This window comes from Flavobacterium fluviale (assembly GCF_003312915.1).
In the GTDB taxonomy this organism is placed as follows: Bacteria; Bacteroidota; Bacteroidia; order Flavobacteriales; family Flavobacteriaceae; genus Flavobacterium; species Flavobacterium fluviale.
In genome coordinates, this window is record NZ_CP030261.1 from 2,249,645 (window position 1) to 2,271,438 (window position 21,794).

Consider the following 21,794-nt stretch of genomic DNA (forward strand, 5'->3'; position numbering starts at 1 on the left):
GGATTAAACTTCTTTTGTTTTCTTCCCAAAATCTTTCGGGAATATTAAAAAACGTGATAAAATAAGACCTGGAATTGTGGCAATTAAAACCCAAATAAAGAAGTTTTGATAGCCTAAATATTGTTGTATAAAACCGCTTACCATTCCTGGAAGCATCATTCCTAATGCCATAAACCCAGTTGCAATTGCATAGTGTGCTGTTTTTGATTCTCCTTCGGCAACATTAATCAAAAACATCATAAAAGCTGTAAATCCAAAACCGTAACCAAATTGCTCTAAAATAACAACGGCATAAATATAGTAAATAGATGAAGGGTGAAAAAATGCTAATAAAATGAATCCAATAATGGGTAAATGCATGGCTAAAAACATGGGAAGCATCCATTTCGTAAGACCTTGTTTTGAGATTGCTATTCCTCCCAGAATTCCTCCTAAAGTCAAAGCGCCAACGCCAAAGGTTCCGTAAATTATTCCAACTGCTTCAGTATCCAAACCCATTCCGCCTAATTCTTTACCATCCAATAAAAATGGGCTTAACATTTTAAGCAATTGTGATTCTCCTAATCTGAAAACCAAAATGAAAGCTAAGATCAAGCCGATTTGTTTTTTCTTAAAGAAGCTGGTAAATACAGTTGCAAAGTTTTGATGGTTATGAGTTTCTTTATTGTGGGTTGTATTAATTTCGTTTTTTGGAGTAAAGATGAAATTATAAACTGTAATAAATGTCATTAGTAAACCAACTGCAATCATAGTATAGGACCAAGCTTTGGTATTGTCGCCGTATTTGCGCTCTAAGTATCCAGCAAATAATACAACTAAACCATTTCCTGCGAGCATAGAAAGTCTGTAAAAAGTACTTCTGATTCCGATAAAGAAAGATTGTTTGTCTTCTGGTAAAACCAATAAATAAAAGCCATCGCTCGCAATATCATTTGAGGCAGAAGCAAAAGCAGCTACCCAGAATATGGACAATGACATTATGAAAAAGCCGTTGAGCGGAATTATAAATCCGACCACTAAAAATGCGATTGAAATTAATAACTGCATCGATAGAAACCATTTTCTTTTGGTTCCAACTAATTCAATTAGCGGACTCCAAAGTGGTTTTATTACCCAAGGAAGATATAATAAACTGGTGTAGACTCCAATGTCTTCATTTGAAATTCCAAGATTTTTGTACATAATTACCGAAACCGAAATAATTATGGCGTACGGTAGTCCAGAAGCAAAATTAAGAAGCGGAATCCAAAACCACGGTTTATTATCTATTTTCATTTGGCTGTGCTGGTATATAGTTTTTAAATGGTTTTTTTAGATCTATTGCTGTTGGTGTACTTTCGTTCGCGTAATAATCAATAAAAGTGACTGCACATGCTTTGAAAAGATTTAGTTTTCCGGCAGCAATTGAAAAATTAATCGTTCCATCGACTTCTTTTACAGTTACTTTTTCGACAATTTTTGTGGCATCATTAATATCGATTTTCGAAACGTGGTCGCCTCCATAAACTACCATATAACGAACTTTGGTATTCAACGGACTTTTGAAAGTGAAATTATAGCGAATACTGTCTTTATTGTATTCAATTGCTCTTGGTGTGTCAATAATTACATGTCGTAAATTAGGGACAGCAGCAGGAAGAGCTGGATATTTATATTGGTTTTCTTCTAAATGACGTACTACATCAAAGTTTTTTCCCATAAACCATTTTGAGCTGAAATACGCACTTCCAGAAACATTTTTAAAACTTCTTGCAAAGTCAATCTGCGTTGGAATTTCAGTCATAAAATTCCAGTTTTTGTCTCCGTCACCTCTAATTTTGTATGAGGCATGTCCGATGTAAACAGCAGTATTATTAGAGTTTTCTGCCCACCATTTTACCAATTTTGAATAAGATGCCCTTGGATTATTCATACTCCAATACAATTGAGGCAGAATGTAATCGATCCATTTTTGATCCATCCATAAAAGCGGATCAGCATATAAATCGTCATAATTGGATGTTGATTGTGTCTCGGAACCCCTAGGATCCTGCGATTTATTTCGCCAAACCCCAAACGGACTAATTCCGAATTGAACCCAAGGTTTACTTTCTTTTATAGTGGTTGAAATAGTGTGTACAAAATTGCTCACATTCGCGCGGCGCCAATCGGCAAGACTTAAACCAGCCCCATATTTTCTGTAGGAAGCTGTATCATTAAAAACTTTTCCAGGAACAGCGTACGGATAGAAATAATCATCAAAATGAATGGCATCAATATCGTATTTGTCTACGACTTCCTTAACTACTTTTGTTAAATGCGCCTGAACTTCTGGCAGTGCAGGATCGTAGTAAATTTTTCCTCCGTATTCAATCATCCATTCTGGATGTTTAAAAATATCGTGATTTGGACTTAAAAGATTTTTATTTAAATCGAAAGTGGCACGATATGGATTTAACCATGCGTGAAATTCAAAACCTCTGGCGTGTGCCTGTTCGATCATCCATGCCAATGTATCGTAATATGGGTTTGGAGCAATGCCCTCTTTTCCAGTTAAAAAACGAGACCAAGGTGCAAATTCAGAAGGATAAATGGCGTCACCAACACTTCTGACCTGAACAATTACTGCATTGTAATTCAGTTTTTTGTAAGCCTCTAAAATTTCAAGATAATCAGCTTTTTCTTTTTCTACATTATCTATACTTGTTTTGGGCCAGTCTATATTTACAACGGTTGCAATCCAGACACCTCTAAATTCATTTTTTGGATGTATTTTGTTTTCCTGCGCGTGAGAAATCGTCGAAAAGAAAAATATAGATAGGATAGAGAATATTAAATACTGATTTTTATGCATTTCAATGTTTTTTAACAGAAACCAAAAATAGTTTTTTTAGATGATATAAGAAATTTAAATTTTGCAATAATAATTATGGTTTTTCTTCAAAAATTAGACTTTGAAAATAATCTTATTTTTATAAAAATACCACAATACACAACTCCATAATAAGATGTAAATTACAGAATATGTTAAGGACGAAAGCATTTGATTTTCAAAAAGCGGACTAATCCAAAAATTATAAGCATAATCTCTAACGTTTATTTGTTCGGAAATATTTTCTGGGTCTTGAATTTTAATCATCGTTAAGGCACGTGGTAAAATTCCAGAAACAAAAAACACAATCATCGGATTAACGCCCCAAGTCAGTAAAAAAGTCGTCCATTTTTTATAACCTCGAACATCTATTATGTAATAAATTAGTGAAAGCAATAATAAGGCCAAACCGGCGGTGAATAAAACATAAGAACTTGTCCAGATGGATTTATTTATAGGAAAAACCAATGACCACAGCAAGCCGAGAAGAATTAATACTAAACTAATTCCAGCCATAATTTTGTTGATTTTTATTTTCGGCATTGGCTGCATTAAAAGCTGTCCGATTAATAAACCAATTAAGCCGTTTCCAATTACTGGCAAAGTGCTTAATAAACCTTCTGGATCCCAAGTCTTGGTTTCGATATACATATGGTTTTCCAGTAAAACGCTGTCTAACCAGGAAGCTAAATTTGTTCCGACTTCTAAATTTGGATGTCCAACAGCCGGCACTGGAACCAGTGTCATTAAAGCCCAATATCCTAATAAAATTGAAGCACTCAAAATAATTTGAGTTTTGATATTGGTTTTTAAATAGATAAGAGAAACAAAAAAGTAGACAATTCCAATTCGTTGTAAAACACCAAGTAATCTAATTTTGGCAAAATTCTCATGTCCGCTGTAAGCCAAACCAATTAGAATTGCAAAAATAATCAGTGCAAGAATGTTTTTTGTTTTAGGATTGAAATCTCCAATTAACGCATAACCAACGCAGAAAGTGAAAAATAAACGAATGCACAAAAGTGTAATTCCAGGCTGTAATCCCATGAAATGAATCGAATAGAAATAGCTTAAAAATAATCCTAAACAAAAAATACGTAAAGATCTCGTTATTACTTTAGTGATATTTTCGGCATTGTCTTTTTTTACTGGCATAGCCAATGGAACTGCGATCCCTACAATAAAAATGAAAAACGGAAATACTAAATCTGCAAGGGTACAGCCATTCCATTTTGCGTGGTCTAAAATCGGGTAAACGTAACTCCAGCTTCCGGGATTGTTCACTAAAGTCATTAATAAAACAGTCAGTCCTCTTAAAACATCAACTGAAATTATGCGGTCTTTCATTGTTTGTGGTTTTGTGGTTAGATTTGGTTGTTAGTATTTTTAATTGGGCATTGAAATTTTCCCCATAGTTACTGATGGAATTTTTAAAGAATTAAATTTGAAATCTCCACCCGCAACCGTTTCGTTGGCTAAAATGGCAAACAAAATTGCTTCTTTTGCATCGCTGTTAATTCCTAAATCATTGCTTTTGAAGAATGAACACGGCAGTAATTCTTTTAGCCACTGCACCAATAAAGGATTATTTGCACCGCCGCCTGACATATAAATTTTAAAATCCTCAATTTTATAAGAACTATTTTTGACAGCAAATTGGATCGCTTCGGCAATAGTTTCGGCGCTAAATCGCGTTAAGGTGGCTAATAAATCTTCAATTGAAATAGTTGTATTCCCGCTTTTTTCTAGACTATTATTGACATATTCGTACCCAAAAAGTTCCTGACCAATTGTTTTTGGGAAATCTTTTTTGAAGAAATCATTATCTTTTAAATGCTCCAAAAGCGATTGGTTTACTATTCCTTTTTTGGCTGTCTCCGCATCTTTATCATAACTTTTTTCTGGAAAATGACGCTTTACAAAAAGATCAATTAAAGTATTTCCTGGTCCTGTATCGGTTACAAAAGTGTCTTCTGTAGTTATGGCAGCTGGTAAATAAGTGAAATTAGCAATACCGCCGATATTGAGCATAATTCTGTTTTCGCCTTCTTTTCCAAATAAAAAATAATCGCCATAAACAGCCAGCGGAGCGCCTTCGCCTCCTGCAGCAACGTGTTTCTGCCTAAAATCAGATAATGTTATAATGCCTGTTTTGACCGCAATATGATCTCCGTCGCCAATTTGTAAAGTAGCATTAGGAAATTTTTCCCGCTGATGCAAAAATTTAGGCGCATGCAAAACGGTCTGTCCGTGCGAAGCAATTAAGTCGACTTCTGCGGCAGCGATATTCCATTTCTTTAAACTTGTATTAATCATTTCTGCATGAAGAATTCCGATCCATTCGTTGAGCAAAACCAAATGCTGAAAATCAATATTTTTTTGAGCAAAAACTTTACGAATTTCTGTTTTGATTTCGTCTGAGTAATCAACGGTCTCGAATTCAATCAGTTTAACTTCTGTTTTAACACCAAATCCCGAAATTTCACACAAGGCAATATCAAGTCCGTCGAGAGAAGTTCCCGACATCAGCCCAATAATTCGTCTCGTTTCTTTTTGGGCAATTTGATAAAGTGCTTTAATATTTTTGTTCATAAAAGTTCATTTAAAATGCTAAAGTTAAAGACTTGTGAGCATTATTCTAACACATAGAAGCATAGATTTAGGACCCGCAAAAAGGCGTTTCACTTGTTTTAAACAAACATAGCAGAATATAAAAGCTATGTTTCTATGTGTTTAATAGAATCTAAGTTATTTTAGTATAGATTCATAAATTATTTTCTGAATATCTTCTCTAATTTTTTCTTTGGCTAATTTATTTCCTTCTTGGCCAATTTCGGGATAAGTTCTGTTTGATAAAAACACATAAACCGTTTCATTTTCTGGATCAACCCAAGCCATATTTCCTGTAAAACCCGTGTGTCCAAAACTTGAAGCAGAAGCGCATTGACAAGTCGGGCCGTCTTTTCCTAATCTTTTATCAAAACCCAAACCTCTTTCTACGCCTTTAGCACAGTAAAAGCAAGTATTAAAAGTGTCAAATGTTGCTTCAGAAAAATAACGCTCGCCACCGTAACTTCCTTTTTGGAGAAAAAGCTGCATCATTTTAGCAACGTCCATTGCATTCGAAAAAACGCCTGCGTGACCAGCAACACCGCCTTCCATTGCGGCCGCCATATCATGCACATAACCCTGAATAAGCTGATGTCTGAAATACGTATCAATTTCGGTTGGAGCAATTTCATTTTTATCAAATTTCAATAAGGGATTGTATGTCGTGTAATTCATTCCGATAGAATTGAAAAAGTTCTTTTGGCTTAAATCTTCCAATTTTTGATGCGTCACTCTTTCTAGATATTCTTTTAAAATGATAAAAGTAAAATCGCTGTATTTGTATTCTTTTTTAAGCGAAATAGGAGAGTCGGCTATAAATTTCATGATCGTGTCGTGGTAATCATTTCGAATAAAAAGACTGTCGGCTACTTTGGTCGTGAAATTTTTCTCTGGAATTTTTCTGTAATATTTTTCCAAAGGATAACTTTTTGCATCAATTGTCGATTTGTAAAACGGACTCCACGCAATCAGTCCTGCATAGTGATTTAAGAGATCTTTAAACGAGATATCTTTTTTGTTTGATTTCGCAAACAACGGCAGCATTGTACCCAATTTTGTTTCTAAAGTGACTTTGTTTTTATCATACAACTGCATCACATTTGGCAGTGTCGAAATCATTTTTGAAATCGAAGCAACATCGTATAAATCGGTATTTGAAACTTTTACGTCCTTATCATATGTATGATATCCATATGATTTCTGAAAAACAACATTTCCTTTTCTTGCTACTAAAACCTGCATTCCCGGCGCCATTTTGCCATCAATTGCTTTTTGGGCAATGGCATCAATTTTTGAAAGAATGGCAGAACTCATTCCGAGATTTTCTGGCGTATCAAAACCTAAACGATCTATTTTCTCCGTATTAATTCCATCATTAACTTTGAAATTTTCGTTGATAGAAACTGGCAGTTTTCCTTTTGCTTCTTTCGCTCCAAACAAAATTTCGGCAGAGACAATTTGAGAAATGTTTGAATTTTGATACGAAACCACCAATCCTTCCATTTCATCAAAATTCTGGATTGGAAGCAATGTGTAAGGCTTCGCAAAAATGTCGAGAATGACTTTATTGTTTTCTGCGATTTTATTCAGAAAAAACAATTCATTTGAACTGAAATCTTGTTTTTCCCAAGCTTTATTCACTTTGTGATAACTCACAATTACCAAATCGTATTTTTTTAGTTCTTCGTTTAAAGCGTCAATATTGGTATTCGAAACCTCTGTAATATTGGTATACTTTTTTAAAGTCGTAATAAAATCACTATTTACATCTTCTCCCAATTTTACGTAAGCGATTTTTTGTTCCAGATCTTTAATTGGAAGAATCTCTTTTTCATTTTTTAAAACCGTAACGGCATTTTCATACAAAGTATATTGAAGCGCGTCTTTATCGGGACTATTCAAATCTTTTTGCAGTTTATTCAAATCAATTGGTTTGTATTTATTTAAACCAGCTTTGAATTTATAATGCAGTATTTTTTTAACCGAATGTGCCAGACGCTCCTCTGTTATTTTTCCTTTAGTAAAAAAAGTTTTTAATTTTTCTAAAGCCGCTGGAACATCATCGGGACAAAGAAAAATATCATTTCCAGCTTCTAAAACAGCCAATTCCAGATCGCCGACACCTTTAAAATTACTCGCACCTTTCATACCTAAACCATCCGTAAAAATCAGACCTTCAAAGCCTAATTGTTTTTGAAGCAGTTCTGTAACCACATTATACGAAGCAGAGGAAGGAATATTTTCTTTCGGTTCTAAACTCGGAATATTAAGATGCGCGACCATAACCGAAGCCAGACCTTCATCAAAAAGCTGTTTGTACGGATACAATTCGACTTCATCCATATGTTCTTTGGTAAAAGAAACCGTAGGAAGTGCTTTATGAGAATCGACAGCCGTATCGCCGTGACCCGGAAAATGTTTTCCCGTGCACAAAACACCTTGACTTTGAATGCCTTTCATTAATGCAGTCGCGCGGTTGGCAACGTTTGTTTTGCTTTCGCCGAAAGAACGATTTCCGATAATAGGATTCAGCGGATTGGTATTAATGTCTAAAACGGGAGCAAAATTGAAATGAATTCCCATTCTTTTGCATTCAATTCCCATATTACGGCCAACTTTTTCGATTAAATCCAAATCCTGAATGGCGCCCAAAGTCATGTTCCAAGGATAAGCGTAAGTCGAATCTAAACGCATGCTTAATCCCCATTCGGCATCAAGTCCAATAAATAAGGGAATTTTGGCTTTCGCCTGATATTCGTTAGTCAATTTCGCTTGACGAACTGGTCCGCCTTGAAAGAAAATAAGACCGCCGACTTTATAATTGGAAATTAAATCTTTTATTTTATTAACGTGAACAGAATCTTTATTGGAATAAGCCGAAACAAAAAACAACTGCCCTAATTTTTCGTCCAAAGTCATTTTGCTATAAATACTGTCTGTCCAGCGATTTTCGGCATCAGAATCTTGAAGGAAATGTTTTTTCTCGGCCTGAGTTTTGGGTATATAAGCCTCTTTATTTTCGGTAGAAACAGGCTGATTTGTAGTATCAGTAGTTTTACTTTTTTTAGAAACACCACAATTGATGATAAAAAAAAGCATAATTGTAAACAAGCCTATTTTGATAATAGCATTTTTCATGAAATAGTTTTTGGGCAATTAAAAAGAGATTCTTTCTGAGGTGCGTTTACTGGTAAAATAAATTCCGATATAAGTAAATAATCCATTGATTATGATTAATTCATTATCAAATGTATAACCGAATAATCGAGCCGAATTTTCGCTTAAAAAATAAGTCAGTATCGGCGAAATAATACAGATTATCGGAATCAATTTGTCGTTTACTAATCTTGATTTTTGTAATAATCCAAAAGCGTATAATCCTAATAACGGGCCGTAAGTGTAAGATGCTGCCCTAAAAATTAAAGCCACAACTGAGGCATCGTTAAAGGAATTCAGTACAATAATTACGAGAAAAAGTAATATCGAAAATCCGAAATGTACCCAATGTCTTGTTTTTACATTTTTGTTATTTCCTAAATTTTCAGATTTATCCATTCCTAGAAAGTCCACACAAAAAGAAGTTGTAAGTGCCGTTAAAGCCGAATCGGTTGTGGCAAAAGTCGCGGCGATAATTCCTAACAGGAAAACAAACGCTGGAATAATGGACAAATGATTTAAGGCAATTTCTGGAAAAAGTAAATCGGTTCTTGGTTTTCCTGTTGCTAAATCTAACGGAATCGCAACGCCATTTCTATCGGCGTATATATAAAGTAAAGCGCCTAAACTCAAAAATATAATATTGATTAAAACAAAAATTCCCGTAAAAGTGAACATGTTTTTTTGCGCTTCGCCGATGTTTTTACAGCTCAGGTTTTTTTGCATTAAATCCTGATCCAGTCCAACCATTGCAATTGTAACAAACATTCCTCCTAAAATTTGTTTTACGAAATGATATTTGCTTGTAAAGAAATCATCAAAGAAAAAAATCTTTGAATAATTGCTTTTTTGAATGGTTGAAACAGACTCAAGAACAGTCAGGTTAAGACTGTCACAAACAAAATAAATGGTTATAAACACGGAACTAACTAAAAAAAACGTCTGTAAAGTATCGGTAATAATAATGGTTTTTAAACCGCTTCTAAACGTATATAAAAATATAAGTGCCAGCGCTAAAAGCACGGTAACCGGAAACGGAATATTAAAATCATTAAAAACGTAACGCTGTAAAACAATAACAACCAAATACAATCTAAAAGCTGAACTGATTGTTCTGCTGACTAAAAATATAGAAGCTGCAGTTTTGTAACTTCGAACTCCCATTCTTTGCTCGATATAACTGTAAATCGAAGTCAGATTCATTCTGTAATAGAGTGGCAGCAGGACTTTTGCAATAATGACAAATCCAATCGCGTTTCCTAAAACAAATTGAAAATATTTGAATTGTTCTCCGTTTGGTGAACCAACTTCGCCGGGTACAGAAATAAATGTTACGCCCGAAAGCGCAGTTCCAATCATACCAAAAGCAACTAAATACCATTTAGAATTTTTATTTGCTTTGAAAAAAGAATCGTTGTCTTGTCCTTTCTTGCTGATTATGTTTGAAATAAAAAGCAAAAGACCAAAGTAAACAAAGATGAAAATGAGAATGGTGGTAGAAGACATTTGGTTTTGGATTTAGAAATTAGATTATTTTTTGCTGTTATGATGAAGTAGCACAGCGCGTACACTTTTATGTTTATGCAGTAATTCTTCGGCTAAATCATATTCAATTTCCAGTTCTTCCATAATCATTTTGATGCCTCGTTTTACCAGTTTTTCATTCGATAACTGCATGTCAACCATTTTGTTGCCTTTTACTTTTCCAAGTTTAATCATAACCGAAGTCGAGATCATATTCAGCGTCAGTTTTTGAGCCGTTCCTGCTTTCATTCTGGTACTTCCAGTTAAAAATTCAGGTCCTACAATTAATTCAATCGGATGATCTGCTTCTTGGGCAATAAGTCCGTTACTGATGCAGGAGATACTTCCGGTTTTAATGTTATGTTCTTTGGCTTTTTTCAAAGCGCCCAAAACATAAGGCGTATTTCCAGAAGCCGCAATTCCGATAATAAAATCCAGACTTGAAATCTCAAATTTAGCTAAATCTTTCCACGCTTGTTCGGTATCATCTTCGGCATTTTCTACCGCTTTTCTGATAGCAGTATCGCCACCCGCAATAATTCCGATAATCATATCGTGCGGAACACCAAAAGTCGGCGGACATTCAGATGCATCCAAAATTCCGATACGGCCGGAAGTTCCCGCGCCAATGTAAAATAATCGGCCGCCAAGCTGCATTTTTTTTACGATGGCTTTAACAAGTTTTTCGATTTTAGGAATCTGTTCTTCAATAATATGCGGTACTTTTTTGTCTTCTGTATTAATATTCGTCAAAAGTTCTTTCACGCTCATTTGATCCAAATCTTTGTACAAAGATTCTTGCTCAGTTTCAGGATTTATATTTTTCATTTTTTCTTTTTTTTGATTTTTGAAGTGCTGCTTTTTGCTAATTTCTGACTTCAATATTTTGCATTAGTAGTCTCTATTTTATTAAAAAATAGTTTGATTTGAGGGAAATTTAGGGATGTAATATAGTTTTTAATAAAGCAGATATGCTTTTCTCATGGTTTTAAAATCTTCTAAACCTTTTTTCCAGCTGTCTCGAATATCTTTTTCAGAAACTCCAGCTTCGATTTGCTGCTGCAGTTTTTTTGTGCCGGCCAATTTGGTAAAAAACGGAATAAAAAATTTCGATTTATCAGTGGTATTTTGATATGCTTTTAAAAGCCATTTTAATTCTAGTTGATTCACTTTTGGTGCTTTAGAAAGATCTTCGCCGTAACATTCTTTTCCGTTATAAACAGGATCTTTAGCTCCAAAATTTGGTTTTGGCGTAAATTTAAAATTGGTTTTGGTTAAATAAGGAGAACCATAAATCTGGAATTGCTTTTCTGTTCCGCGTCCAAGGCTCACATTTGTTCCTTCAAACAAACATAAACTGGCATATAAATTTATTGCCTGATCGTTTGGAAGATTTGGCGAGGGTTTTACAAGCAGACTATACGGCATGTCTCTTTTGTAATTGGTGCAAGAAATTACGGTCAGTTTACATTGTATGCCGTTTTTAAGCCATTTTTCGCCATTAATCATTTGGCCGTATTCGCCAATTGTCATTCCGTGTAAAATTGGAATTGGGTGCATGCCCACAAAACTGGTAAATTCTTTTTCCAAAATAGGTCCGTCAACGATGCTTCCGTTTGGGTTTGGACGATCTAAAATAATCAGTGGAATATTGTTTTCCGCGCAGGCTTCCATCACATAATGAAGTGAAGAAATATAAGTGTAAAATCTAGCGCCAACGTCTTGCAAATCAAAAACTAAAACATCAATTCCTGTTAATTGTTCTTTTTTAGGTTTTCTGTTTTCTCCATAAAGAGAAACAATCGAAAGTCCCGTTTTGGCATCTTTTCCGTCAACAACATGTTCGCCTGCATCGGCAGTTCCTCTAAAGCCGTGTTCTGGTGCAAAAATGGTTTGGATGTTTATTTTTTTCTCCAATAAAAAATCAACCAAATGTTTTTTATTGGATAGAATTCCGGTTTGATTGGTGACAATCCCAACTTTTTTATCTTTTAGTAAGGGGAGATATTTTTCGAAATTATCATCTCCTGTTTTAATTTCATTACTGATGCCATTGATTTTATTTTCAATTATTTCTTTTGAAGAATTGGCATTCGACGCATTTGAAATGATCAAAAATAAAATAAAAGTGATTTTTTTAAAGGATTGAAACATAACACAAAAGTTTAAATTACAATTAAAATTACGCTTAATAAAGGACAAAAACGAAGTCGGGTAATTAAATCGAACCACTTCAATCTAAAAGTGGTTCGATTTCTGAGATTATTTATTTGTGATAAAAGTAACAGACGGAGCGTTTGATGTCGCCGTTGGAAGTCCGCCGATAATTCCTCTACAATAAATTGTGTAAACTCTTCCTGCTCTAGGAATAAATGCAGTACTTGCCGGTGAATTCGCAAGATTGGCAATTGTTGTTCCAGTTGTTGTTCCAGGAACATTTGTTGGAGAACCAGCTACACGAACCTGTAATTGATATCCTCTGGTATCTTTTGGATCCTGTGGTTCAATCGGGATGTATTTTTCGTCGCCGCCTTTAAAAGTCACATTTCTATACGTGTAAACTTCTTTTGTAGTCACAGGTGTTGCGCCAGAAATTGAAGTTTCTTTTAGTAATCCTAAATCATAACCTGCTGGAGCAGAATTGCTGATGACATTTATAAAACGAATGTAAGCCTTAGTTGGGTCTAAATCTGCTACCGATAAATTGTCATTTAACTGATAAAGAGAATATACGGGAGGCGTAACAGAAGGCGGCGTTGACAGCAGGAAACTAGTATAATATTTTCCTGTTTCGGTAACGATATTTCCGTCATAAATAGTAACTGCTGGAGTTGCAGGAGTTATAATACTTAAAGGCTGTGTGCCGGGTTTCATTAAAACATAATTAATTGGAACTGGATACTGGGCACCATAACTCATACCAACAGGAACTCCAGTTGTAACACCTACAGCCGATATTTTTTCTGTTCCTGTAAAGTAATTAATTTGAAAATTAGTTCCGTTTGGCCCCACAGCGGCATGAACAAATTTTACGTTGGAAGCATTTGCAATTCCGTCCGTAGTTTGATAAGGCGTTTGGTCGTTTTCATCACCGCAGGAAGTGAACACAAGTACTCCAAAAACGGGAATGATTAACTTTTTAAAATGGTTAAATATATTTTTCATCTGATTCGATTTTTAGTTTAAAATTACGGTTGAGAAAACCACATTTCTTGTGTGTGATAATCTACTTTATCAGCTCCGATAGCTTTTAAAGCATCAAAATTCCAAACATATTCTGAGTTAAATCTCGGACGAACTCTGTAAGGTAATTTTCCATTATTGTCAACAAATAATCCTCCATTTGGCGATAAATTCATTGACTTGTAAATGTCAGTATTATAGTGATATTTACGTAAATCTGTCCAAGTTTCTAACATTCCGTAACCAAATAAAGCTACATATTTTTGAAGCATAATATGGCTGATCGTCAAATCTGCAGCAGCAGGAACAATATTTACGTTCGTTAAGAATGCTGTTTTTTCTGCAGCTGTAATTGTTGAAGTAATAGGGAAAGTTGTGCTTACAACCGTATTTGCATTTACAAAATCAATATTCGCATCAATTGCTTTTCTGTAAGCGTCTAAAGCCATGGCTTTGTCTCCTTTAATAAAGGCAGCTTCCGCTTTAATAAATTGAATTTCAGAATACGTCATCAAAGGAAAATTCGCTTTATCTCTAAAAAGATACCTACCTGGAGTTGTGATAGTTCCTGCAACATAGGTTCCGTAAATATTTGGGATTCTGCTTACGTTTGTTGCAACAGTTGAAGCCGTAGTATTTAACGGATTTCCATTAAAAGTATACTTACTCGGATCTGGATTTGCTGCAGATGCCGGCGCTAATTCAGACTGACCTACAGATGGTGCTAAAACTCTAGAAATTCTAGGATCTTTTACGTTTCCAAAAAGAGTTCCGTCCATTGTTCTTACTGCAAAATCAGTTTGACGGTAGGTGTTGAAATTGTTTCTTCCAGGACCGTAAAAATTGATATCGGCAGCTACTGTTCCGTTGTATCTAATCAACGCGTTATCTGCGTTTGAAGCCAATGATTTATCGCAGTATTCAATAACTTTATCAGGATTGTAAGAAGCTTTATTGATTTGATTGTTTAGGTTTCTAGCCAAAACTCCGTATGCAAATTTCACCCATTTCGAGCGGTCGCCGCCATACATTTTGTCGCCTGAAGCCGTGTAAGTCTGCGAAACATTTCCATCTGTACGATCTAAATCGACTAAACCTTCGTTTAATAAACGAACAACTTCAGCATAAACTTTATCCTGAGAAACATAGTCAAAAGAAAGACGTGATGTGAAAACCTGATCAAAATCAATTAATTCTGAATGATAATCTGTTGCAACCTGCCAAGACCAAGCTCTGATAACTTTTGAAATTCCAGTAATATCATGACGCTGTTCTGCAGTTGCTTTTTCCTGTAGTTTAGTTAAATTTAAACCAATAGCAAAATACGCCATTTTCCAGATTTCGCCGCCTGTATCACTGTTTGCCTGATATCCAAAACGATCCCATTCGCTTCCTACTGCACCAACCGTAGCAATACTGAAATTTTGAATGTATCGTCCTAAACAACGGTTGTCAAATTGCAGTCCAACAGCCATTTGCTGTTCAATTGGCGGCAGTAAAGCTGGAGCAGAAACATCAACGGGAAAACTAGGATTTACATTTATATCCTCTAAATCGTTGCACGAAATCATTGTAGTTACAAGACCTAATGCTGCTATATATGTTTTTATATTTTTCATGGTCAATTAATTAAAGTCCGATTTTCAATCCTAAGTTTACACCTCTTGGTGTAGAAACTACTCCAAAGTCAAAACCTGTTCCTCCAGCACCTCCAGTTGAAGCGTTTGTTCCGTTAACCGAAGGATCTGCTCCAGTATAATTGGTGATGATAAAAAGATCGGTCATTGTTAAGTATAAAGAAAGATTGTTGATGAATGTTTTTTTCAAGATTTCTGAAGGCATTTGATAGCTTAAAGTGATATCTCTCATTCGCAGCCAATTGATGTCTTTTTCAATAAAATCAGCATCGATAGCTCCAGTTCTGTAATATTCGTTTTGAACACTTGGTCTTACCGGAATATTGTTTGGTGTTGGAGTAGCCGAATTTTCTAAACCATCTCTCAATACACCTTTTACAATTCGGGTTTGATCACGATCTAAAGTTTTTGTAGACAATCCGTTTTGGTATAAATAGAACTCTGTTGCATTGTAAATATCACCGCCTTTTCTAATGTCTAACAAGAATGATAAACTAAGGTTTTTGTAGGTAAAGGTATTTTGTAAACCAAGCATAAAATCTGGATTTCTGTCTCCAACAATTTTAAAGTTTGGATCTTTTAAAGGGAAACCAGTATTGGGATCAATTAAAGGTTCTCCGGCATTATTTCGTAAATAATCATTTCCAGTTAAAGTAGTTAACGGATTTCCAACTGTCACCCCGCCGCGGACATTTCCGTAAAGCCAAGTGTCTGAAACATAATATTCTGAAACTACAGAAGGAAGATTTAATAATTCTGAACGCGTTTTGCTGAAGTTCGCACTTACATTCCAAGAAAAATTATCTTTTTGAATTGGACTTCCACTTAAAGTAATCTCTAAACCTTGGTTTTGTAAATCTCCAAAGTTTGCAGAAGTTACTACGAATCCAGTTCCGTAGCTTAAACGCATATTTTTCAAAATCGGATCGATTGTTTTGGTACTGTAAACAGCAACGTCTAATCCAACTCGGTTTTTAAAGAATTTTAATTCTGTACCAAATTCAAAAGATTTACGGAATTCAGGTTTCAAATTCGGATTCGCACCTGTAACACCATAAGCATAACCTCCATCTGTAGTCAATTGCGGCGTGAAAACCGGTTCTGCAGAATAAGGCGAAGGAATGTTAGCAGCCTCCGCATACGAAGCTCTTAATTTTCCATAAGAAAGAATTTCTTTGTCTTTCAATCCGTTTAAGTTTGTGAAAACAAAACTCGTTGAAACTGATGGATAGAAAAATGGGTCTGGTAATACAGAAGTCCAGTCTTCACGTCCAGTCAAAGTCAGGTAAACAATTTTGTCATAATCTAAACTCAGCTCAGAAAAGAAACCAATGATTCTGCTTTGGATAATTCTCTCTTGAGATCTTTGTGTTGTGGCGTCTGTATTGTTGATAGAGTAGAAGTTAGGATCGAAAAATCGGCTTCCAGTTGTAGATAAAATTCTATAATCATTATCATTAACCGAATTACCAACCATTAATTTGGTATTGAATTTTCCGAAAGATTTTTTAGCTGTAACTAATAAAGTCGTATTTAAATTACTCGTATTAGAATAATAAGATTCGATATAACCGCCAGAAGAAATTCCCGCAGCAGATTCTGGATGAATGGCTCTGTAACCTTGACCAGAATTCACATCCCAGCCCACACGGCCAGTTAAGTTTAACCAAGAAGTTGGATCGTATATTAATCCAACATTCGTGATAAAACGATTGTTGAAATCCTCAGATAAGTTTTTATTTACATCCCAATACGGGTTATCGTTTTCATTGTCCAAAGCACCGCTGGTGATTTTTCTTCTTGTTCCGTCAGGATTTAGATAAACACTCGCATCATCATTTGATGGCCATGTTAAAAGCGAAAGCAAATATCCTGCGCTTGTAACACCTGGAATCTGCACCGCAGATCCAGCTCCTTTTGCTGCTTTTTGGTTATCTGATTTCGTAAAATTAAAAGTAGCTTCTGATCTTAATTTTGAAGATAATTTTGCAGAAGCATTCAAATTTGCAGTTAAACGGCTGTATCCAGTATTTGGGACAACACCTTCCTGCTCTAAATTAGCAATCGATAAACGGTAAGAAGTAGTTTCTGTACCCGCTTCAAACGACAGATTATGATTGGTTGAAACTCCAGTTTTAAAGAAATTTTCAACATTATTGTAAAATTTAGTTCCTGGTTCGTAAGCCGTTCCAAATTGTCTTCTGTAGTCTGGATTGTTTACACCGTCAGAACCTCTTTGATATACTTTTTGAGTTTCTGGAAAACGGTATAAATTGTCAAATCTTGTATTAGTAGAATAAGTAAGTCTTCCAACTCCTTTTTTACCTTTTTTAGTTGTAATAACGATTGCACCATTTCCAGCCTGCATTCCGTAAAGCGCCGCCGCCTCTGGTCCTTTTAGGATAACTACAGATTCAATATCGTCTGGATTAATATCTGCACCTCTGTTGGTGTAATCCTGCGTTCTGTTCGGAGCATTAGAAATCGTTAAACCTTGATCCATTGTTTCGTTACTCACAGGTAATCCGTCAACTACATACAAAGGAGAGTTGCTCCCACTAAGTGAATTTACTCCTCTTAACTGAATTGCAGCAGAAGCTCCCGGCGCTCCAGAAGTGCTTGTTACTGTAAGACCCGCAACACGACCTTGTAAAGCCGTAGCAAAGTTCGGACGCTGTGTATCGGCGATTTCTTTCCCTTTTACTTCTTGAACCGCGTATCCTAAAGACGACTTGTTTCGCACAATACCCATAGAACCCACAATAGTTACATTGTTTAGGGTTTGAGCACTTTCTGAAATAACAATTTTAAGATTGCTGCCGTTTACAATAACTTCTTTGGTATTAAAACCAATGTAAGAAACAAGAAGTACCGCTCCTTGGTTTGCTTTGATCGAAAAGGTTCCATCAGCTCCTGTTGAGGTTTGATCTTTGGTTCCCTGTACTAAAATGTTTGCGCCTGGTAATGTGTTACCGCTGCCGTCTGTAACGACCCCTTTTACTAGATTGTTTTGCGAATAACTGGTTAGTATTCCAAAAATGAAAAGTAAAAGAATTAAATGCTTTTTTTTCATAAGGGTTAATTTATGGTTAGAGATGCGAAATGTATAAATTTTTTTTAAAAAATTGCAACTTTATGTCGTGTTTTTATTAATTCTATTCAATAATGCATAAAAACGCACAATTTGTTTTGAAAAAATTGGAATTATGGAAATCGTAAAAAGTTTTATTTTGAACATTTTCAAAACTGCGATGTTTTTCTAAATTTGTAGAAAAGAAGATCTTATGCTCAAAAAGGAAAGACATCAATTCATAATGAATAAATTTCAGCAAGTCGAAAAAATAAATACGATCGACTTAGCTTTAGAATTGAATATTTCTGAAGATACCATCCGCAGGGATTTTATTGAGTTAAATGATAAAGGCCTAATAAACAAAGTATATGGCGGTGCATTTTTAGTTAAAAACAATAATAAAAATGTTTTTGATATTACCATTATCAATGAGGATAAGAAAATAAGCGTGGCTAAAAAAGCGCTTTCTTTTTTAAATGAAGGTCAAGTAATTATCATGAGCGGAGGAACAACAAATTTGACTCTCTGCAAACTTATTCCACTAAATTTTACCGCTACGATTTATACCTACAGTCTTCCAATTGCGATGCAGTTATCGCAGCACCCCAATATCGAATTGATTTTTATTGGAGGAAAATTACAAAAGCAGGCAATGGTAACCGTTGGTATCGATGTGGTTCAAGTGCTCTCTAAAATTAAAGCTGATATTTGTTTTATGGGTGTCAGTAGTATCGATGTCAATCAAGGACTTACTGAAATTGGTTATGAAGTTTCGGTTATTAAAAAAGAGATGATCAGGGCGTCAGATAAGGTAATAGCGCTTTTAACTTCTGAAAAAATGAACAGCAAAATGCCCCATAAAGTTTGTGATCTTGATAAGCTTTACGCCGTTGTAACAGACCTAAATGTTGCCAGTCCCAAAATCAAGAATTTTGTCGATTCTGGAATCAAAGTATTGTAGAATTAGTTGAAAATGCATTTTTATGCGTTTTTAAAAAAATGTGGTATATCCTACAAATAAAGTATAAAACTTATGTGCTTTTCTATATATTTGCCTTCAAACCAATTAAATTTTTTAAGTTATGATTATAGTTATAATCCTTGTTGTTTTTTTAGCAGTTTGCGTATTTATTTATAATTCTCTTATCGAAAGAAGAAATCAGGTTACTAATGCTTTTTCGGCAATTGATGTCATGCTTAAAAAACGTTTTGATTTGATTCCCAATCTTGTTGAGGTTGTTAAACAATACACCAATTACGAACAAAGTACATTAACTAAAATCGTAGAACTTCGTGCAAAAGCAGGTTCGGGTTCACTTACAGAAACTGAAAAAGCAAGTTTAGATACAGAATTAAGTACAGCTGTAAAAGGTTTAATGATTACCGTTGAAAACTACCCAGACTTAAAAGCTAATACTAATTTCCTGAATTTACAATCGACTTGGACAGAAAGCGAAGAACAAATCGCGGCCGCGAGAAGAACTTATAATGCTTCGGTTACTAGTTACAATAATGCTATTATGATGTTCCCAGGCAATATGTTTGCGGGAATGCTCAATTATACTAAAATTGATGTTTTAGAAACACCAGCAGAAGAGCGTAAAAACATTAGTGCAAAAGAGCTTTTTAATAATTAATGGATTCTGAAAATATTAACCATAAAGCCTTACAAGAGGTTTTGAATGCATTAGAAATTGACCGAAAAAAAATAGCAGAAACCTATAAAACCTGCTATATCTTGTTTGGTCTTGCGGCATTAATTTTAGCTATTGGTTTATTGATTAGTTTTCCAATGTTAGCTTTTTTTGGAGCTTTAGTTCCTCTGGTTATTGGTGTTGTAATGTATTTTCAAATACAAGATGAAGTAAAAAAATACAAATTTGTTTATAAAACCAATGTTGTTTCATCAGTATTAAAAGAGATTAATGAAACTTTTTCGATTACGCCTCAAAGCGGACTTCCCGAATATGAGTTTATAAGCTCTGAGCTTTTTACGACCGAACCAGATCGTTATAAGACCCAAGATTTAATAAGCGGAACTGCGGATAAAACTTCTTTTTGGTTTGCCGAAGTTCACGCTGAATATAAAACCGAAACCCAAACCAAAAACGGAACGAAAACAACTTGGCATACAATTTTTAAAGGAATTATTTTCGTAGCCGATTTCAATAAAAACTTTGAAGTATCGACGGTCGTGCGCCCAAAAGGTGTTGGAGATGCTATTGGTGCGTGGTTTTCTAAAAACGTTTTTAGCTTTGGAAACAGTGAGTTAGTGCATTTAGAAAATACCATTTTTGACGAGATTTTTGCTACCTATTCTAGAAATCAAATTGAGGCGAGATATATTTTAACTCCAGCCATGATGGAAAGAATTTTGGAATTAAACAAAAAATCAGAAGATACTATTTCGCTCTCGTTTATAGATTCTAAAATGTATATTGCTTTTCCGCTGTCTCATAACTACTTTGAGGCGCCTATTCATTCTTCGCTTTTAGTTCCAGATTTACTTACTGATGATCTTTCGATAGTTCAGTTTATGCAGGATATTGTGCATGAACTGGATTTGAATACTAGGATTTGGGGAAAGAAGTAAAAAACAAACTTTAGTTATAACTAAAATTTAGAATTTGAGTAGATTTGAAAATATAGATTGGAAGTTAGATGAATTAGCACGAAAGCTTAAGGGAGAGCTGACTAAAGATAGACCGAGTTATCCTGAAATTCTCAGAACATTTGAAGAAAGAAGAATTGATTGGATAGATAATGGTATAATGAAAGCTATTATAATTCAACCTAATTTTGAGGTTACTGTTGCTAACTCAAATATTTGGAATTTTATTAATGTTGCCATTTTTGATGACGGTTATTCATTTTCAAGACCGAAATAGATTAACATATTAGTCGACCAAAAAGATTTTGCTTTTATTGAAGATAATATTGACGAATTACTTCTAAAATCAGAAAAAAATTATTGAATATTTCATTTAAAGATCTGATGTAATTTTAGATCTACAAATCAAAGTATATAATTTTATTATGAAAACCTCGACTTAAAAAATCGAGGTTTTTCATTTAAAATTTTTTACTCTACCTCCAAATAAGGATTTAAAGTTTCGGCTAATTCATTGACCCAGTAAAAGCTGTCTCTTATTTTAATAATTTCAGTTTGAAATGTTTCATGTTCGCTTAAAACGCATAATGCCATTGTAAAATTTACCTGCCTTAGTGTTTTAGCCATTTCTACTGGATCGATTCTGACGTTGAAGAAATTCAAAAGCTTGATTTCCGTTTCTTTTGAGATTGTGTTGGTACTCATAATCTTTGTGTTTAGGAAAAGAACCCGCACAGCTAAGGTGTCCTACGCCACAAAGTGCGTTGCAGTTGTTTCCAATACCGCCACCATACCATACGGGCAAAAGTTTTTTTGATATCATATTCTTTGTGTTTAGGACTGTAAAGATATCAAAAAATATTTTAAGAAAGAAAAAGACTACAACTATAAAAGTAAGTTGTTTCTGAAAGTAAATATAAAACGTTTATTTGAAGAAAAGATAAACTCCGCCCAGTTTCCGTACAGTTTGTCATTTCGAGGCACGAGAAATCTTCGCAAGTAACTCCGCAACTTTGCGTGCTCAACGTGCGAAGATTTCTCGTGCCTCGAAATGACAAGATTGAGGAGATTCGTTGAGGTTAGTTTAGGTTTCATAAGCCTTCTCCCGATTACTATCCGAATCGCTCAGATGATAATCGGATTTTGCGA

The 21,794-nt window shown here is 34.8% G+C and carries 16 protein-coding genes; 4 read left to right on the forward strand and 12 right to left on the reverse strand.

The features are described from left to right. Positions 1–3: 3 nt before the first annotated feature. From HYN86_RS09895 to HYN86_RS09945, 11 genes are all read right to left on the reverse strand, one after another. Entirely contained in the window at positions 4–1,275 is a 1,272-nt protein-coding gene (locus HYN86_RS09895; protein ID WP_113677869.1) for an MFS transporter, read from the reverse strand. Continuing rightward, complete coding sequence (locus HYN86_RS09900; protein ID WP_113677870.1) at positions 1,262–2,833, reverse strand: glycoside hydrolase family 10 protein; 1,572 nt, start codon at positions 2,831–2,833, stop codon at positions 1,262–1,264. Before HYN86_RS09900 ends, HYN86_RS09895 begins: the two co-directional genes overlap by 14 nt. A 93-nt stretch (positions 2,834–2,926) precedes the next feature. Further along, a complete protein-coding gene (locus tag HYN86_RS09905) occupies positions 2,927–4,198 on the reverse strand; it encodes an acyltransferase family protein (RefSeq protein ID WP_113677871.1) in 1,272 nt (423 codons plus the stop codon). 39 nt (positions 4,199–4,237) lie between these two features. Further along, the gene (locus HYN86_RS09910; RefSeq protein ID WP_113677872.1) at positions 4,238–5,443 is read right to left on the reverse strand and encodes an anhydro-N-acetylmuramic acid kinase; all 1,206 of its coding nucleotides are present in this window, start codon (positions 5,441–5,443) and stop codon (positions 4,238–4,240) included. A gap of 156 nt (positions 5,444–5,599) precedes the next feature. Beyond that, a complete protein-coding gene (locus tag HYN86_RS09915; RefSeq protein WP_113677873.1) occupies positions 5,600–8,599 on the reverse strand; it encodes a glycoside hydrolase family 3 N-terminal domain-containing protein in 3,000 nt (999 codons plus the stop codon). Positions 8,600–8,617: 18 nt separating this feature from the next. After that, positions 8,618–10,123: a sodium:solute symporter gene (locus HYN86_RS09920; protein WP_113677874.1), complete on the reverse strand. Its 1,506-nt coding sequence runs from the start codon at positions 10,121–10,123 to the stop codon at positions 8,618–8,620. Between the two features lie 24 nt (positions 10,124–10,147). After that, positions 10,148–10,969, reverse strand: a complete 822-nt coding sequence (murQ, locus tag HYN86_RS09925) for an N-acetylmuramic acid 6-phosphate etherase (RefSeq protein WP_113679904.1) — start codon at positions 10,967–10,969, stop codon at positions 10,148–10,150. A 129-nt stretch (positions 10,970–11,098) separates the two neighbouring features. Further along, positions 11,099–12,295 (reverse strand): exo-beta-N-acetylmuramidase NamZ family protein, encoded by a 1,197-nt coding sequence (locus tag HYN86_RS09930; protein ID WP_113677875.1) that lies wholly within the window; start codon positions 12,293–12,295, stop codon positions 11,099–11,101. Positions 12,296–12,403: 108 nt separating this feature from the next. Next, positions 12,404–13,306: a hypothetical protein gene (locus tag HYN86_RS09935; RefSeq protein WP_113677876.1), complete on the reverse strand. Its 903-nt coding sequence runs from the start codon at positions 13,304–13,306 to the stop codon at positions 12,404–12,406. A gap of 23 nt (positions 13,307–13,329) precedes the next feature. Then, a complete protein-coding gene (locus HYN86_RS09940; protein ID WP_113677877.1) occupies positions 13,330–14,943 on the reverse strand; it encodes a SusD/RagB family nutrient-binding outer membrane lipoprotein in 1,614 nt (537 codons plus the stop codon). A 10-nt stretch (positions 14,944–14,953) separates the two neighbouring features. Continuing rightward, positions 14,954–18,034 carry a SusC/RagA family TonB-linked outer membrane protein gene (locus HYN86_RS09945; protein WP_113677878.1) on the reverse strand — a complete coding sequence of 1,027 codons (3,081 nt, stop codon included), beginning with the start codon at positions 18,032–18,034 and terminating at the stop codon, positions 14,954–14,956. A 211-nt stretch (positions 18,035–18,245) separates the two neighbouring features. On the opposite strand from HYN86_RS09945, the gene HYN86_RS09950 reads away from it, so the two are divergent. The 4 genes from HYN86_RS09950 to HYN86_RS09965 all read left to right on the forward strand — a co-directional run bounded on the left by HYN86_RS09950 (position 18,246) and on the right by HYN86_RS09965 (position 20,922). After that, positions 18,246–18,995, forward strand: coding sequence for a DeoR/GlpR family DNA-binding transcription regulator (locus HYN86_RS09950; protein WP_113677879.1), 750 nt, complete (start codon positions 18,246–18,248; stop codon positions 18,993–18,995). Between the two features lie 121 nt (positions 18,996–19,116). Continuing rightward, positions 19,117–19,671, forward strand: a complete 555-nt coding sequence (locus HYN86_RS09955; protein ID WP_113677880.1) for a LemA family protein — start codon at positions 19,117–19,119, stop codon at positions 19,669–19,671. Continuing rightward, a complete protein-coding gene (locus tag HYN86_RS09960) occupies positions 19,671–20,627 on the forward strand; it encodes a DUF3137 domain-containing protein (protein WP_113677881.1) in 957 nt (318 codons plus the stop codon). The genes HYN86_RS09955 and HYN86_RS09960 overlap by 1 nt, the downstream gene beginning before the upstream one ends. A 34-nt stretch (positions 20,628–20,661) precedes the next feature. Further along, the gene (locus HYN86_RS09965; RefSeq protein WP_113677882.1) at positions 20,662–20,922 is read left to right on the forward strand and encodes a hypothetical protein; all 261 of its coding nucleotides are present in this window, start codon (positions 20,662–20,664) and stop codon (positions 20,920–20,922) included. A gap of 194 nt (positions 20,923–21,116) precedes the next feature. Here the strand turns inward: HYN86_RS09965 and HYN86_RS09970 are convergent, their stop codons facing one another. Further along, entirely contained in the window at positions 21,117–21,350 is a 234-nt protein-coding gene (locus tag HYN86_RS09970; RefSeq protein WP_113677883.1) for a hypothetical protein, read from the reverse strand. Positions 21,351–21,794 lie beyond the last annotated feature (444 nt).

Excerpts from the sequence above, each read along its gene's own strand:
- HYN86_RS09895 (WP_113677869.1), bottom strand. The coding sequence starts at position 1,275 with ATGAAAATAGATAATAAACCGTGGTTTTGGATTCCGCTTCTTAATTTT.
- HYN86_RS09900 (WP_113677870.1), bottom strand. The coding sequence starts at position 2,833 with ATGCATAAAAATCAGTATTTAATATTCTCTATCCTATCTATATTTTTC.
- HYN86_RS09905 (WP_113677871.1), bottom strand. The coding sequence starts at position 4,198 with ATGAAAGACCGCATAATTTCAGTTGATGTTTTAAGAGGACTGACTGTT.
- HYN86_RS09910 (WP_113677872.1), bottom strand. The coding sequence starts at position 5,443 with ATGAACAAAAATATTAAAGCACTTTATCAAATTGCCCAAAAAGAAACG.
- HYN86_RS09915 (WP_113677873.1), bottom strand. The coding sequence starts at position 8,599 with ATGAAAAATGCTATTATCAAAATAGGCTTGTTTACAATTATGCTTTTT.
- HYN86_RS09920 (WP_113677874.1), bottom strand. The coding sequence starts at position 10,123 with ATGTCTTCTACCACCATTCTCATTTTCATCTTTGTTTACTTTGGTCTT.
- murQ (WP_113679904.1), bottom strand. The coding sequence starts at position 10,969 with ATGAAAAATATAAATCCTGAAACTGAGCAAGAATCTTTGTACAAAGAT.
- HYN86_RS09930 (WP_113677875.1), bottom strand. The coding sequence starts at position 12,295 with ATGTTTCAATCCTTTAAAAAAATCACTTTTATTTTATTTTTGATCATT.
- HYN86_RS09935 (WP_113677876.1), bottom strand. The coding sequence starts at position 13,306 with ATGAAAAATATATTTAACCATTTTAAAAAGTTAATCATTCCCGTTTTT.
- HYN86_RS09940 (WP_113677877.1), bottom strand. The coding sequence starts at position 14,943 with ATGAAAAATATAAAAACATATATAGCAGCATTAGGTCTTGTAACTACA.
- HYN86_RS09945 (WP_113677878.1), bottom strand. The coding sequence starts at position 18,034 with ATGAAAAAAAAGCATTTAATTCTTTTACTTTTCATTTTTGGAATACTA.
- HYN86_RS09950 (WP_113677879.1), top strand. The coding sequence starts at position 18,246 with ATGCTCAAAAAGGAAAGACATCAATTCATAATGAATAAATTTCAGCAA.
- HYN86_RS09955 (WP_113677880.1), top strand. The coding sequence starts at position 19,117 with ATGATTATAGTTATAATCCTTGTTGTTTTTTTAGCAGTTTGCGTATTT.
- HYN86_RS09960 (WP_113677881.1), top strand. The coding sequence starts at position 19,671 with ATGGATTCTGAAAATATTAACCATAAAGCCTTACAAGAGGTTTTGAAT.
- HYN86_RS09970 (WP_113677883.1), bottom strand. The coding sequence starts at position 21,350 with ATGAGTACCAACACAATCTCAAAAGAAACGGAAATCAAGCTTTTGAAT.